Below are 14,042 nucleotides of genomic sequence, written 5' to 3' on the forward strand. Positions count from 1 at the left end.
TGATATGGCAGCGTGGGCCGATCCGCCGAGTGATGTCGTGGTCCGGCCCCCTTACAGTGCGGCCAAGCAGCGAACGGTCGATACGGCGCTGCGGTTGTTCGCCGAACACGGCGTCGGCGGGACGTCGTTGCAGATGATCGCCGACGCGGTCGGGATCACCAAAGCCGCTATCTACCACCAGTTCCGGACCAAGGACGAGATCGTTCTGGCGGCCGTCGAGTCCGAATTGAACGGGCTCGAGGCCGCGGTGGCCGCCGCTGAGTCCCAGGACAGCGCGGAACGCGTCCGTGAGGTGCTGGTCGAGCAGGTGGTCGGACTGGTGGTGCGGCGTCGGCAGTTGGTCGGAATGTTGCAGACCGATCCGGTGATGATTCGGTCCTTGGCGGAGAACGCGCCGTTTCAGCGAATGATCGAGCGGCTCATCGCCTCACATATCGGCGATACCAGTCACAGCGGCGTCAGGGTGAAGGTCGCGATGGTGTCGGCCGCTATCGGTGGTGCGGTCACGCATCCCCTCGTGACCGACCTCGACGACGAGGTGCTGTACACCCATCTGCTCGACATCACTCATCGGCTGCTACAGCTTCCGGACTGACGGCACCGCCGCGACCAGCGGCGGGCGTGACCCGAGCAGGTGGCTCCGCAAAGAACGGAGCCGGGTGTCGTGGCGCTCACTTGGCGGTGGTGAGGAAACCGGCTTGGCTGCGAGCGATGACGGCTGACCACAATGCCCACTGGCCGGTGGGGGTCAACGGGTCGAAGCCGGTGAGAGCCGCGACCCGTTTGAGCCGGTAGTCGACGGTATTGACGTGGATGTTGAGCCGGTGGGCGATCGCCTGGCGGCTCAGGACGCCGGGCAGGTGCAGGCGCAGGGTCTGCATGAGGTGCGTGGAGTCCTCTATCGGGGCGAGCACGGCAGCGAGTTGATCGCGCGCCGGTCCAGGGCGCGTCAGCTGGTATTCGACCGCCAGGTCGGAGAGCCGATACAACCTACCGATGCGGCCGAATACCATTGCCAGGTCGAGCAATTCGTGTGCGTGATGGACCGCGCCGGCGACGTCACTCGGTGCCGCGGACGTGGTGGCCGCAGTGAGTCCGACTCCGGCTGCCGACGACAGGTGCGTGAGCAAACGGTCCAGGACGGTGTCGTCGAGGGGGGACGGTACGAGCAGTGTGCCTCCCCGATTCGACAACCGTGCCAGCGCGGCACGGCTGGTCTGACGGTCCAGTTCCAGAACAACCCTGGTTCTGGAGTCGGTGCGCAGCGGCCCGTGCCTGCCCTGGACGGGAAAGGCCAGGGCCACCACCGCGTAGGACTGCGCGACGGCGATGCCACACTCGCGCGCGAGGGCGGTGGGATCCGCACCGTCGAGTAACGCGGACATCAGGCGTTGGCGCGGTGACTGCTGGTCACACAGTTCGGTCAGATACGCAGTCGAGATGGTCGCCAGAACCGCGGTCAGAGTCTCGACGACCGCATCCGGCAGTCGGGCACCGGCCGTGGGAACAGTGTCGCGACGAGCCGCGTTCATCACGCTGTCGGTCAGGTGTTTGTGCACCGTCTCCAGAGGGATTCCCGCCTGCGCCCATTCGATCGCGGCCGTCTCGGCCTCGTGTGTGATCTGGGTGGGGGACGGGTTGCGGCCGATGATCGAGTTGACCAGCACGCGACAGGCGCGCGTCAGCACCTGGTCGGAAAGCGCGGGCAGCGATGAGAGCGTGAGAGACATCGAACCACCTGGGTTTCGGAAGGGATCGACGAAGGAGATCGCGTGAAATGTCAGGTGTTTCGATCGGTGCATTCTCGTGTGGCAATGAAAGATGCCGATATCCACCGTGCTGAGAACCTGCGCAGGAATGTACGGGCAGTTCTCCTCGATAAACTGTGCCGGTTCATCTCGGCCTCCGCTTCTCATCGTCGAGTTGTGAACGGCACGCGAGGCCGAAATATCGCGCATCGCGAACATCGCATCGTCGGCTAGCCGATCAGCTAGGCTGAGGCTAGCCGAACGGCAAGTCGAGGGCAAGGCCCCCGTTGTCGTGGGTGGGCCCTACACCAGTTCGGTCGTCGAACGGCGGATTACGTCGGGTGATCCTCGGCCGGGAGTCGGAAGAGCCGTTGCGTCAGGTGCATAAGATGCAGCCGTAGGGTTGCGTTGTCGAAATTCGCGACCAACGGATGCGTGGCGGCGCCGCCGATGGCTGCCATCAGCATCGAGGTCGGTACCTCGGTCGTTCCTGTCGAATCGCCCGTCTCGAGCACCGCGAACAGTCGATCCATCACGCGATGAAACGGCTCGTAGTCGGCGAGGAATTCGGCGATGACCGGATCGGTCTGCAGCATTCCGACGAAGCCGCGCCGTTCGACGGTCAGGTCGATCATCCTGCTGAGCAGAACCTCGCGGGCGGTCACATCGCATTGCTGGGCTTCGGCCTCGTCCACCGCGGCCTCGAGCCAGGCCAATTCGCTGGTAGCCACACCGAGCACGATGTCGAACTTCGTCCGGAACTGGAAATAGATCGCCGCCTTGGTCACGCCGACCGCATCGGCGATCATCTGCAGCGAGGTCCCGCTCACCCCGTGCCGGCTGAACAACTCCACCGCCGCGGCGATCGTTCGAGCCTGCGCTGGGCTGTACGCACCACGATCCGCCGAGCTTGCCGACACCGTGTCCACGGAACTCACAGCACGAGAATAGGCGATCACTCATCGGGACAGTAGCCGATCGGCTAGCGCCTCGAACCGGATATCGCCGGGGTTGTTGTGGGTGAGGTCAGCTTCTTCGCTTGCGCGCCTGTTGAATTCCCGGAAACCCACTCGCCGGATCGAGTCTTCCCATATCGGCCACTAACGTCGTGTCCGCAGTCCGAATGGGTTTCATTTCTTCGTGCAACCCACATCGGTGCAGGTCATCCATTACTGATCCGTGGCAGTGCCGTGCGGAATTCGAGCGTTCTCGATTCTTCGCCGGTTGCCGCTCGTCGAGGTGAATTCGATGTCGAGTGTTTTCCGCGTGCTTTGGAGGTCGATCAATGTCTGTCATCACCCGTCGTTCATTTCTGGGTGGGGCGGTAGCGGCGGGGATAGCCGGTGCGGGGGCGAGATCGGGAACCGCCACCGCCGGTGGCATAGGCGCCGATATCGCCAGAGTGCGGGTCGTCCGTGAGGACCATCGGGTGATCGTGATCGGATCGGGTTTCGGCGGCGGGGTCACCGCGCTGCGGTTGGCTCAGGCCGGTGTGCCGGTTCTGGTACTGGAACGCGGATTGCGGTGGCCGGCCGGGCCGAACTCCGAAACCTTCCCGCGCGCAACAGCTCCCGACAAACGGATCCTGTGGTACAAGTCGGCGCCGCAGTTGTTCGGCAAGCCCGTCGCGTTCGATCCGTACGCCGGCCTGCTCGAAGCGGTCGTCGGGGAGAACATGACCGCCTTGTGCGCGGCCGGGGTCGGCGGCGGATCGCTGGTCTACCAGGGCATGGCACTCGAACCCGCGAAAGAGGTGTTCAACAGGCAACTTCCGGAGCAGTTGGACTGGGACACCATGCACCGGGTCCACTACCCCCGAGTGGCGAAGATGCTGCAGATCGCTGTGGCCCCTGACGAATTGATCAACACCCCCAACTACAGGGCCGTGCGAGTGTTCGCGGACCATGTGCGAAAAGCCGGGCTACCGGTGTCGAAGATTCCGATGCCGATCGACTGGAACTACGCGGTCGACGAGATCCACGGCAAGATGAAACCCTCGTACACCAACGGTGACGGCGCGCTCGGAGTGAACAACGGCGGCAAGCACTCGGTTGATGTCACCTATCTGGCCGCCGCGGAGGCCACCGGGCGAGTCAGCGTCGCGCCGCTGCACCATGTCACCGATGTCGAACGCGCCGAGGACGGGCGTTGGACCGTGCACGTGGACCGGACCGATGCCTCGGGCAGGGTCGTGGAGAACAAGATCCTGACCACTCCGGCGCTGGTGATGGCCGCGGGCAGTCTCAACACCACGCGGCTGCTCGTGCGCGCCGCTGCCACGGGCCGGATCCCGGACATGCCGGACGGACTCGGCGGCAGCTGGGGCACCAACGGCGACCGGATCTACACCTGGACTCCCTTGGACGCCGATGTCGGCTACCCGCAGGGCGGACCGGTCGTGTACGGCAGCCTGAACTGGGACAACCCTGCCACTGCCGCGACCGTGATCCAAGCATCGATTCCCCCGATGGGCATCGATGCGCGCACCACGATGCTGGTCGGCTACGGCGTCAGCGATGCCCGCGGACGCTTCGTCTACAAGTCGGCCTCCGACGAAGCCATCCTGCGATGGGCCGAGGAGGGCGACGCCGTCGCGCAGAACGGCCACATCGGACCATTGGTCCACAAGGTGGCGGGTTCGTCGAGCGTGCTCACCGACACCAACGCGGCATTGCCGTCCACTTGGCATCCGCTGGGCGGGGCGCCCATGGGCCCGGTGTGCGATCTGGATGGCCGGGTCCACGGACAGCGCGGCCTCTACGTGCTCGACGGTGCGCTCATCCCCGGCAACAGCGCGGCCTGCAATCCCTCGATGACCATCGCGGCGGTCGCCGAACGTGCGCTGGACAATCTCGTCCGACAGGACGTGGGCACGATCATCTGAGATGCGGCTGGTCCCAGGACCCACACTGGAGCCCCTGCGCCCGGCTGTCGAGCTCGGTGCGAGGGCGCGCTATTCACGGTCGGTCGGCAGCAGCAGGCCGGTCTCCGGGTCGTACCAGCGATGGGATTGCCAGGGGAGGTGGAGCGACAGCACGGTGCCGGGTTCGGCGCGGAAGGCCGGTGGCGCTTGGACTTTCACCGTCTGCCCGGCGATGGTGGTGGTGAGCAGGGTGGCGGAGCCGAGGGGTTCGAAAACCTGGAGTTCGGCGTCTACCGCATGGCCGGGGTGCTCGCCGTTCACGACGATGGACTCGGGGCGGATGCCGAGCCTGATCGTCTTCCCCGCGAAGGTGGACAAGGCGGCGGGTGCGGGCAGCGATTGGCCTCCCAGATCGAGGCGGGGGCCGGACTCGCCGGCCGCGATCGTCCCGGTGAGGAAGTTCATGGGCGGGCCGCCGAGGAATCCGCCGACGAATTCCGTTGCGGGATCGTCGTATACCTCGGTGGGCGCGCCGCACTGAACCACCACGCCCGCGCGCATGACCGCCACCCGGTCGCCCAGCGACAGCGCCTCCACCTGGTCGTGCGTGACATAGATCGTCGTGGTACCGAGCTCGGCGACCAGCTTCTTCAACTCGGCGCGAAACGACATGCGCAGCAGGGCATCCAGATTCGACAACGGCTCGTCCATGAGCAGGACGTCGGCGTCCATCACGATCGCGCGGGCCACCGCGACCCGTTGGCGCTGCCCGCCGGAAAGCTTCGCCGGATAGCGATCGAGATACGGTGTGAGCTGTAGCAGTTCGGCGGCCCAGGCGACCTTGCGCCGTACCTCCTCACCCGAAACCCCGCGCATGCGCAGCCCGAAACCGATGTTGTCGGAGACCTTTTTGTTGGGGAACACCGCATAGGACTGGAACACCATCGACAGGTTGCGCCGTCGCGGTTCGAGATAGGTGACGTCCCGGCCGCCGATCACGATCTGCCCCGAGTCCGGCACTTCCAGTCCGGCGATCATCCGCAGCAATGTCGTCTTGCCGCAGCCGGAAGGCCCGAGCAGCACCACGAATTCGCCGTCGGCGATCTCGAGTGATACCTCGTCGGTGGCGCGTCCCGTGCCGCCGGGATAGGTCTTCACCAGGTCACGAAGGACCACCTCAGCCATCGCAGATCCCTGTCGTCGGAAGGTCTTTCATCGAAGCGTCGTCCCCCACATGTTCACCAGATAGCGGCGCATCACCAGGATGAACAACAGCGCCGGGATGATCAGCGCGAACCCGCCCGCGAAGCGGTACGGCGCCGAGGCCTCCGACAGCGAGGTGAGCACCTGTGCCGGCAGCGTGCGGTGGCCCAGCGTCACGATCGTCGCGCCGAGGATCTCGTTCCAGGACAGCACGAAGGTGAAGATCGACGAGGCTGCCAGTCCCGGAAGCGCCAGCGGCACAACCACTTTGCGGGCGGCCTGCCAGCGCGTGCAGCCGAAGACCTGGGCGGCCTCCTCCAGATCGGCCGGCACCGCGACGAAGATGCTCGCAGTGATGAGCACGGTGGTCGGCAGGGCCAGTGTGGTGTGCACGAGTGTCACAGCCAGCACGGTGTCGTAGACGTGGGCGTGCAGGAAGATCGTCGCCAGCGGCACCGACAGCACCACGATCGGCAACGCGCGGACCAGCAGGATGAAGACCTGATAGGTGTCCTTACCGCGGAACGCGTAGCGCGCCAGCGCATATCCCGCGGGCGCGCCGATCACCAGGGACCAGAACACCGTGTAGAGCCCGACCAGCACCGAATTACCGAAGGCGGGCACCGTGCCCGTCGCCCGGAAGAACGACGACAGCGTTTCGCCCGAAAAGTGGTCGGGGATCAACGGTTTCGGAAACTCGTCGAGGGTCTCGCGGGAGGACACCGCCGACAGCCCGATGAGCACGATCGGCAACGCCATGAACACTGTCACCGCGATGCATCCCAGCTGGACACCTACGGCCCGCCACCGCCGCCTGCGCAGCGGTGTCCGGTCGACCGGCGGGAGGACGGTTCGCGACTCGGCGGCAACGGTGTTCGGGATCACCTCGCTCATCGTGCACCCTCCGGCTGCCGCACGGTCCGCAGATACAACACCGCGGTGCCGAGCGAAATAACCAGCACGACAAGGGAAACGCAGCTCGCGACCGCGGGATTCTGCAGATTCGAGTACCACTGATACGTCTCGCCGACCAGCAGTGGGAAATCGCGCCCGGTCAAGGCCTGCGCGACCGCGAAGGCCTGCAGCGCCAGGATGGTTCGCAGGATCAGCGCCGCCTGCAGGCTCGGTCCGAGCAGCGGCAGCGTGACGTGCCGCAGCCGCTGCCAGAGGCTCGCGCCGAAAACTTGTGCGGCCTCGTCGTAATCTCGCGGAATCAGCTGCACTCCCGCGACCACGATGACGAACACCAGCGAAGTGGCACGCCAGATCTCGGCGAGCACGACGGCCAACAGCATGGTGCCGGTGTGCTGGTAGCTCAACCACTGCACCCCGTCGTGGGACAGCCCGAGCCATACCAGCAGCGAATTCAGGTATCCGCGGTTGCCGAAGATCGACAGCCACACCAGGCCCGCGGCCAGCTCCGAGATCGCCAGTGGCAGGCACCAGAGATAGAAGTGCCCACTGGCGAATCCGGGCCGGGACTGCAGCAGCAGCGCCATCCCGACCGCGAGCGCCAGCTGGATCGGGACGACGATGACGAGCAGCAGCAACGTATTCCGCAGCGCTTTCAGGAAGTACGGATCACCGAACAGACGCTGCCAGTTGGCGAGCGTGAAGCCGTGACCGTTTCCGAAGGCGGCCAGCACGCCCTGTACCAGCGGCCAGCCGAACAGCGCCGCCATCAGCACCAGCGAGGGCAGCAGCAGCATCCACGGGGAGCGCGATCGTGCGGTCATGGCTACTCCACCCGACACAGTTCGGCGGCCGGGTCGGGGGCCCAGCACGGCACCTTCAGGTCGTCGAGGATGCCTTGCAGCACCCGCGCCTGCTGATCCAGTGTCGATCGAATATCGGCCCCGCCCAGCACGATCGAGCGAAAACTGTCTTGGAACACCTTGCTCACCTCACCCTCGCGCCGGCCCAGGCCCACCGGCGGCAGCGAGACGATCGCGCCGGGCGCCTGCTGCTGGCGTTGCACCGCATCGGCCTCGAGTTTTATCGCAGGGGGCAGATCTTGCGGGATCGCCGCGCTGACGGCAGGGAAGAAACCATTGGAGCGCAGCAGCGCGATCTGCTTGTCCGGCTGGGCGAATGCGGTGATGGTGCGCTGTGCCAGCTCGAAATCCGGGCAGCCCTCGGGAATTGCCAGCCCGGCCAGCACGGCCATGTAGCCCAGTCCGTGCTTGCCGCGCGGCGCGGGCATCATCCGCCAATTCTGCGGATCGCGTTCGGGTGCGTGTACCAAGCGCACCACGTGATCCCAGGCCATGCGCACCTCGCCGCTCTCGAGCGGCTCCTGCATGAAGTCGTAGGTCGTGCTCGCCGGGACACAGTTGGCCCACAGCTCGCGGAAATACTCCCAGGCGGTCACGGCCTCGGCGGAACGAAACGTGGTGATCTGGCCGCCGGTGAACGACGGCAGCAGATAACCCTGAGTGAACCTGTGCAGCAGGCCTTTCGGGCCCGCGGGCAGGCCCAGCATCGGGCGATTGCCGTTGGCGCGGCGCGCCGCGACGGCCCAGTCGAGAAACTGGTCGTAGGTCAGCGCCGCCGCATCGGCGCCGGAGGGCAGGTGCTCCAGCGCGTCGGCGTGTGCGGCGAGGACGTAACTCGCTGTGGCCCAGGGGATGTACCAGGTGCGGTCGGTGCCGGCCTTCGCGAGCTGCAGGTAATCCGGGGACCAGCCGCGGTTTCCGAGATCGATGAGCAACCCGGTCAAGTCCCGCAGGTATTTCGGGGCCAGCGGGGCCAGGTCGCCGTGCAGACCGGCGAGCAGCCCGATCTTCGTCGAACCCGCCCCCACCTGACTGCGCACCTGCGTCGAGAACGGGCCCTCCTCGACGGTCACATAGCTGACGCCGGGTGCGGTCCGGCCCAGCAGGGCCCGGAAGCGTTCGGCCTCGTCCGCGGGCCGAAACTGGGTGGACAGCAGGATCATCGCGCCACCACCGGTGGTGGCGAAGCCGGTGCATGCCGCCGCGGTGAGCGCCGCCGCGCCGATACCCGCCGCGTGCAGCAGGGATCTGCGCGTCGTTCCCAGTGGTGGCATCCCTTGCCCCTTGCAGCACTAGCAGTGACCTACAGCACGTTGCCAGGGTGGAACTTAAGTGCCGCAAGGGTGATTGTCAAAGGAACCGACAGGAAGGAACATGCCCGTTACATCACGGTTCGTGCCGATGCGGCCCCTGTGTGGCGGACTGGCCGATGCGAATGTCCTACGGCGGCATCGTGATACACTCGGGCGCGTGGTCGATGAGGCCGCGCGCGTACGTGAACACCGGCCACCGCTGCCCGAATCCGAGCCCGTCGGAAGCATGCTGGGTGCACGAGCCGGACGCGATGATATCGCCATCGCGAAAAAGGCTGTGGCCGAAATGCTTTCGGGGCTCACCGGAACATCCCTCGGTCGCGGTGAACGAGCGGGGCGGTCACGCGGACGTTCATCCGCCGCCGCAACCGTGGATGGTCGTGCGCCGTTGGAGTTCATCGCCGAACTCGATTTACCCGGCATCGACCCGGACTTGCTGGATCCCGGCGAGTCGTCGGTATTGCTGTTCCTGCATTGCTGTTCCTGCCAATGGCGCATGTACTCGGCCGGATCGTCGAGATCGCGGCGGCGTTCGCTCCGGTCCGCATTGCCCATGTCGGTGATGTCAAGAACGTCACCGCCGAACTCGGCGCCTTCCGTCCGACTCTGATCCTGGGTGTCCCGCGCGTCTTCGAAAAGGTCTACAACACCGCCCGAACTCGAGCTCAACTCGCCGCTCGCGGCAGAATCTTCGATATGGCGGCCACCACCGCCATCGATTACAGCCGCGCTCTGGACACGGCCGGGTTCCACTGTCCCTGCCGCATTCCAGGCAGCCATCGATAACGGCAACCGGGCCGTTTCCCAAGCCGAGGCCGTCCGCAAATTCCGCATATTGGATGCGGACCTCACCGAGGCGAACGGATATGCCACGCCTTCGCTGAAACTCGAGCGCAATATCGTGCTCCGAGACTTCGCCGCGGAGGTCACCGCTCTCTACGGCACATGAATACGGCGACAGCGGATCACCGAGCCGGTCCGGGACGCAGCGGTTTCAGCCCATTCCACGTGTGATCCCCCCTGAGTGCGCCGCCCCGGTATCCGCCGCCGCAGCCTTGCGCGGACATTGGGATGGTGTGCTCGGTGGCACGGGTCTTTCGGCCCTTTGGGGCGCGGAGGGTGGGGGGTGAGGCTGGGTGCAACGCATCATCCGGTGCGACGGATGGTGACCGTCCAGCGGGAGAGCCTGCGATGAATACTCACTACAGCGATGATGCCCGGCACCTGGCTTCCGCGCCGATCGTGGTGGGGGTGGACGGGTCCGTGGCCGCCGACACCGCGGTGGCCTGGGCTGCCGTGACCGCAGTGGATCGTGGGCGAGATCTGCGCATCGTGCAGGGAATGGACCTGAAGGGGATGCGCCGGGTGTTCGAGCCCTATTACGCGCTGGAACCGCCGGTACTCGACGCGTTGAAGGTGCACAGCCAGGAGACGGTGGACCGGTGTGCGCGGATGGCAGCGGATATCGCGCCGGGAATTCGGATCGAGACCGAGGTGTCCACGGCGGATCCGGTCGGATTGCTGTTGCGATGCGCCCCGACGGCGCATCTGCTGGCCCTGGGCGCGTCGGGCGCGAGTGGGCTTGCCGCACACGTGGGTTCGACAATGCTGGCGGTGACCTCGCACGCGGAAGGTGCGGTGGTGGTCGTGCGGACCGATCCCGATTCCGGTAGGCGGGTACGCCGGGACGGGCCGGTCGTGGTCGGCATGGACTGCGCCGGACCGGGAGAGGCCGCGCTCGGCGTCGCGTTCGAGGAGGCGTCCGAACGAGGCGCCGAACTGGTGGCGGTGCACGTCTGGAACGACATGAGTTTCGGACGGTATGCGGGCGATTCCGCCATACTGTTCCCGGCGCCGGACGTGGAGATGACCGAGCAGGCCCTCGTCGCCGAGCGGCTGGCCGGATGGCAGGAAAAATACCCGGAAGTCCTGGTGAATCGCCGCGTGTATCCCTCGGACACGGCAGGCACGCTGCTCGCCTGGTCACGGTCGGCTCAGTTGCTGGTTGTCGGCAGCCGCGGCCGAGGCGCCTTCCGGAGTCTGCTGCTCGGCTCGACCTCCAATGCGCTCGTGCAACACGCGCTGTGCCCGGTGATGGTCGTGCACGCCCACGATCGGAGCTCAGCATGAACGCCGGCCCGACGGCGCACTGCACGCGGCGAGGTGGAGTGACCCATGAGCGGTGACATTCGGCCGTTTCGGTGGATGCGGAAAGGACACCCCGAGCATCCCGCCGCCATGGTGGCCTATCCGTCGATACTGTTGCGGTGGTGGCGATTCCAACCGTTCAGCCACAACCCGCTGATGCGGGGATCGGACCGGGTCCAAGGGTTTGCACGAGCGATAGCGCTGATCGTGGTACTCGCGGCGATTCCGTGCGCGGCGGCGGCGGGCACTGCCGGTTATACCGCGGCCGCGGAGCATATCCGGGCCGATAACGCGACGAAGGTGGCGGTCCAGGCCACCTTGACGGCCGACCCGATCAAGGGTGTCACGGTCGGCTCCGGTGTGGCCGCTACCGCGGCACAGGCGCCGGTGAGCTGGGTTCGGAACGGACGCGGCGGGCAGGCGAATGTCGATGTTCCCGAGAATGCGGTGCGCGGCGACACGATCGAAGTGTGGCTCGGCCCGAGCGGCCGGCCGGTCGCTGCCCCGACGCCGTCGGAGACCGCCGGAGTCTTCGGTTTCGGTGCCGCCCTCACCCTGCTGGTGATCGTATGGGCAAGTGTCGCAGCCGTTCTCGGTGTGGTGCAGTGGGTGCTGAATCGACGCCACGGCGTCGACTGGGCGCGCGAATGGCGCCTGATCGGGCCTTCGTTCGGCCGGGACAACCGGTGATGGGACGGATACGAGCGACTCGACGGACGATCCCGCGGAGAACACCATGACCTCACCGGTCGCATCGTCGCAGCCCGATCCGAACCCTTCCGTACTGGCCGCGGTCGACGGCTCGGCCGTGTCCTACCAGGCTGCGGCATGGGCGGCGGCCGACGCGGCGCTACACGGATGCGGGCTGCATCTGGTGACCTCGGTGTCGCTGCCCGCCGGGTACGGGCCCGGGGCGATACTCACCGGAACCGACACCGACTGGCTGCGGACCGAAGGGGAGCGGATTCTCACCGAAGGCGCCCGAGCCGCCCGAGCCGGCGCACCGGGCTCGGTGCCGCCGATCAGCACCGAGGTGAGTTGGTCGCGGGTCATTCCGGATCTGATCGAACGATCACGCAGTGCCCGGATGCTCGTGGTCGGCAACCACGGCATCGGCGCACTGCGCCGCGGGCTGCTCGGATCGGTGACCACCGCGATGCTGCGCCATGCCCACTGTCCGGTCGCGGTCATCCACTATCGGCAGGCCGACGATCCCGCCGCGGCGAGGGGACCGGTCGTGGTCGGAGTGGACGGAAGCGCCAACAGCATGCCCGCGGTGGCCGTGGCGCTCGAGGAGGCGTCGTTGCGGAAGGCCGGCCTCACCGCGGTGCACGCCTGGAGCGACGTGCCGGTGACGTTTCCCATGTCGGTGGACTGGGAGGGCGCGTTGCGCGATACCGAGGACGCTGTACTGGCCGAGACCATGGCCGGCTGGGCCGAGCGATATCCGGACGTGCCGGTGCGGCGAATCCTGGTGCAGGACCGCCCGGTTCGCGCATTGCTCGACCAGGCCGAGTCGGCGCAGCTGATGGTCGTGGGCAGTCACGGCCGCGGCGGCTTCAGCGGGATGCTACTGGGAGCCACCAGCAACGCGCTGGCCCACTCCGTGGAATGCCCGATCGTCATCGTTCGCGAGCGCGGGTGAGTCCCGTCGACGGCAGGTGCGTGGCCGCATGGATGCTCAGTTCAGGTTCGTCTTCTCCGCACGAAGCTTCGATGCGTAGACCGCGGCCTGCGTGCGGCGTTCCATGCCGAGCTTGCCCAGCAAGCGAGATACGTAGTTCTTGACGGTCTTCTCGGCCAGGAACATCCGCTGGGCGATCTGGCGGTTTGTCAGGCCGTCGCCGAGCAGATCGAGCAGTTTACGTTCGGTGTCGGTGAGATCGGCCAGCGGACCGTCGGGCTCGGCGCTGCGGCGCAGCCGATCCATCAGCGCGGCCGTGGCCCGGCTGTCCAGCAGCGAACGTCCCGCGGCGATCGTCTCGACAGCCTGAGCCAGCTCCATCCCTTTGATGTCCTTGACGACATAGCCGCTCGCGCCGGCGAGGATCGCGTCGAGCATGGCCTGCTGGTCGGTGAAGGAGGTCAGGATCAGGCACCGCAGGCCCTCGACCTTGGACAGCAGCTCGCGGCACAGCTCGATGCCATTGCCGTCGGGCAGGCGCACGTCGAGTATCGCGACGTCGGGGCGCAAGGCCGGGATCCGAGCCAGGGCGTGAGTGACATCGCCGGCCTCGCCGACGACGGTCAGTTCGGGGTCCTCCTCGAGTAGTTCGATCAGACCACGTCGCACTATTTCATGGTCATCGACGAGAAAGACCCTGGTCATGGGGTATCCAATCTATCCGACCAGTATTGCCATGAACACTAACCCCGCACAGCGGTCACCGATGGGGCCGAAAGTCCCCACGCAAAGGTCGGCGCCGCTTTTCGAATGTCTCGGACAGTGGCCGACGACTTGTTGCCGGTCAGGTCGGCCGCTCGAATATCGACGACGAGGGCATCGGGCCGCCCAAAAACCTGTGCAGGGCACGGTGGGCAGCGGGACTCCGGTCCGTTCGTATTGTCCGGCGAAGGCGGCGTATTCGACCGAGTGGATCGAATCACGCAGTGTGGCAATCTTTTCCGGCACACGCGCAGTGCGGGAACGAGGCCGACGCTGAAGACCCAAACCGGTAAGGCGTTCAGTTCCGAGGCGTGGTGACGCACATATTCGTTGATGCTGCGCAGTAGGGCCATGTTGTGCACCGCGCTGCCGAGAATCACGGCATCGACGCATGACAATTCGGGAGCATGTTCGACGTCGGCGAATTCGACGGCTGCGCCGCGTCCGGCGAGGTCGTCGGCGATGAATTCAGCAATTTCGCAGGTGGAGCCTTGTGCGGTCGCATATATCACGGCGATTGCCATCCCGCGAGGCGTCGGAACCGCCTGCCTCGCGTCGGCCCTCCAGTACGGGACAGGTGCCGGGGTGACGGGGACTTCTGTCTCT

At 66.3% G+C, this 14,042-nt stretch carries 14 protein-coding genes; 6 read left to right on the plus strand and 8 right to left on the minus strand.

What is annotated here, in order from left to right; all coding sequences use genetic code 11:
• The first annotated feature begins 4 nt into the window (after positions 1–4).
• Entirely contained in the window at positions 5–595 is a 591-nt protein-coding gene (locus tag NM2_RS17590) for a TetR/AcrR family transcriptional regulator (RefSeq protein WP_067669880.1), read from the plus strand.
• A gap of 76 nt (positions 596–671) precedes the next feature.
• On the opposite strand, the gene NM2_RS17595 is transcribed toward NM2_RS17590, so the two are convergent.
• Positions 672–1,730, minus strand: coding sequence for a PucR family transcriptional regulator (locus NM2_RS17595; protein ID WP_169816184.1), 1,059 nt, complete (start codon positions 1,728–1,730; stop codon positions 672–674).
• Positions 1,731–2,080: 350 nt separating this feature from the next.
• Positions 2,081–2,686 (minus strand): TetR/AcrR family transcriptional regulator, encoded by a 606-nt coding sequence (locus NM2_RS17600; RefSeq protein ID WP_245718083.1) that lies wholly within the window; start codon positions 2,684–2,686, stop codon positions 2,081–2,083.
• Between the two features lie 347 nt (positions 2,687–3,033).
• Between NM2_RS17600 and NM2_RS17605 the strand changes: the two genes are divergently transcribed.
• The gene (locus NM2_RS17605) at positions 3,034–4,632 is read left to right on the plus strand and encodes a GMC oxidoreductase (protein WP_084531170.1); all 1,599 of its coding nucleotides are present in this window, start codon (positions 3,034–3,036) and stop codon (positions 4,630–4,632) included.
• A 69-nt stretch (positions 4,633–4,701) separates the two neighbouring features.
• Here NM2_RS17605 and NM2_RS17610 read toward each other — a convergent pair whose 3' ends face one another.
• From NM2_RS17610 to NM2_RS17625, 4 genes are read right to left on the minus strand one after another with little or no spacing between them, the layout of a single operon-like run.
• Positions 4,702–5,796: an ABC transporter ATP-binding protein gene (locus tag NM2_RS17610; protein WP_067669883.1), complete on the minus strand. Its 1,095-nt coding sequence runs from the start codon at positions 5,794–5,796 to the stop codon at positions 4,702–4,704.
• 27 nt (positions 5,797–5,823) lie between these two features.
• A complete protein-coding gene (locus NM2_RS17615) occupies positions 5,824–6,708 on the minus strand; it encodes a carbohydrate ABC transporter permease (protein ID WP_067669885.1) in 885 nt (294 codons plus the stop codon).
• Positions 6,705–7,550, minus strand: coding sequence for a carbohydrate ABC transporter permease (locus NM2_RS17620; protein ID WP_067669887.1), 846 nt, complete (start codon positions 7,548–7,550; stop codon positions 6,705–6,707). Before NM2_RS17620 ends, NM2_RS17615 begins: the two co-directional genes overlap by 4 nt.
• A 2-nt stretch (positions 7,551–7,552) precedes the next feature.
• Complete coding sequence (locus NM2_RS17625; RefSeq protein WP_067669889.1) at positions 7,553–8,863, minus strand: ABC transporter substrate-binding protein; 1,311 nt, start codon at positions 8,861–8,863, stop codon at positions 7,553–7,555.
• Positions 8,864–9,391: 528 nt separating this feature from the next.
• Here NM2_RS17625 and NM2_RS17630 point away from each other — a divergent pair.
• From NM2_RS17630 to NM2_RS17645, 4 genes are all read left to right on the plus strand, one after another.
• Positions 9,392–9,688, plus strand: a complete 297-nt coding sequence (locus NM2_RS17630) for a hypothetical protein (protein ID WP_067669891.1) — start codon at positions 9,392–9,394, stop codon at positions 9,686–9,688.
• Between the two features lie 405 nt (positions 9,689–10,093).
• Positions 10,094–11,032, plus strand: a complete 939-nt coding sequence (locus tag NM2_RS17635) for a universal stress protein (protein ID WP_067669893.1) — start codon at positions 10,094–10,096, stop codon at positions 11,030–11,032.
• Between the two features lie 45 nt (positions 11,033–11,077).
• Positions 11,078–11,740, plus strand: a complete 663-nt coding sequence (locus NM2_RS17640; RefSeq protein WP_157121147.1) for an Rv1733c family protein — start codon at positions 11,078–11,080, stop codon at positions 11,738–11,740.
• Between the two features lie 46 nt (positions 11,741–11,786).
• The gene (locus NM2_RS17645) at positions 11,787–12,695 is read left to right on the plus strand and encodes a universal stress protein (RefSeq protein WP_067669902.1); all 909 of its coding nucleotides are present in this window, start codon (positions 11,787–11,789) and stop codon (positions 12,693–12,695) included.
• A 36-nt stretch (positions 12,696–12,731) separates the two neighbouring features.
• On the opposite strand, the gene NM2_RS17650 is transcribed toward NM2_RS17645, so the two are convergent.
• Together NM2_RS17650 and NM2_RS17655 are read right to left on the minus strand one after the other, a co-directional pair.
• On the minus strand, positions 12,732–13,379 hold the full coding sequence (locus NM2_RS17650) for a response regulator transcription factor (RefSeq protein ID WP_067669904.1): 648 nt from the start codon (positions 13,377–13,379) through the stop codon (positions 12,732–12,734).
• Between the two features lie 38 nt (positions 13,380–13,417).
• The gene (locus NM2_RS17655) at positions 13,418–13,960 is read right to left on the minus strand and encodes a flavodoxin domain-containing protein (protein WP_067669906.1); all 543 of its coding nucleotides are present in this window, start codon (positions 13,958–13,960) and stop codon (positions 13,418–13,420) included.
• Between the last annotated feature and the right edge of the window lie 82 nt (positions 13,961–14,042).

The sequence above is a fragment of the Nocardia miyunensis NBRC 108239 genome (genome assembly GCF_001613065.1).
GTDB classification, from domain to species: domain Bacteria; phylum Actinomycetota; class Actinomycetes; order Mycobacteriales; family Mycobacteriaceae; genus Nocardia; species Nocardia miyunensis.

Excerpts from the sequence above, each read along its gene's own strand:
- NM2_RS17590 (WP_067669880.1), top strand. The coding sequence starts at position 5 with ATGGCAGCGTGGGCCGATCCGCCGAGTGATGTCGTGGTCCGGCCCCCT.
- NM2_RS17595 (WP_169816184.1), bottom strand. The coding sequence starts at position 1,730 with ATGTCTCTCACGCTCTCATCGCTGCCCGCGCTTTCCGACCAGGTGCTG.
- NM2_RS17605 (WP_084531170.1), top strand. The coding sequence starts at position 3,034 with ATGTCTGTCATCACCCGTCGTTCATTTCTGGGTGGGGCGGTAGCGGCG.
- NM2_RS17610 (WP_067669883.1), bottom strand. The coding sequence starts at position 5,796 with ATGGCTGAGGTGGTCCTTCGTGACCTGGTGAAGACCTATCCCGGCGGC.
- NM2_RS17615 (WP_067669885.1), bottom strand. The coding sequence starts at position 6,708 with ATGAGCGAGGTGATCCCGAACACCGTTGCCGCCGAGTCGCGAACCGTC.
- NM2_RS17620 (WP_067669887.1), bottom strand. The coding sequence starts at position 7,550 with ATGACCGCACGATCGCGCTCCCCGTGGATGCTGCTGCTGCCCTCGCTG.
- NM2_RS17625 (WP_067669889.1), bottom strand. The coding sequence starts at position 8,863 with ATGCCACCACTGGGAACGACGCGCAGATCCCTGCTGCACGCGGCGGGT.
- NM2_RS17630 (WP_067669891.1), top strand. The coding sequence starts at position 9,392 with ATGGCGCATGTACTCGGCCGGATCGTCGAGATCGCGGCGGCGTTCGCT.
- NM2_RS17635 (WP_067669893.1), top strand. The coding sequence starts at position 10,094 with ATGAATACTCACTACAGCGATGATGCCCGGCACCTGGCTTCCGCGCCG.
- NM2_RS17640 (WP_157121147.1), top strand. The coding sequence starts at position 11,078 with ATGAGCGGTGACATTCGGCCGTTTCGGTGGATGCGGAAAGGACACCCC.
- NM2_RS17645 (WP_067669902.1), top strand. The coding sequence starts at position 11,787 with ATGACCTCACCGGTCGCATCGTCGCAGCCCGATCCGAACCCTTCCGTA.
- NM2_RS17650 (WP_067669904.1), bottom strand. The coding sequence starts at position 13,379 with ATGACCAGGGTCTTTCTCGTCGATGACCATGAAATAGTGCGACGTGGT.
- NM2_RS17655 (WP_067669906.1), bottom strand. The coding sequence starts at position 13,960 with ATGGCAATCGCCGTGATATATGCGACCGCACAAGGCTCCACCTGCGAA.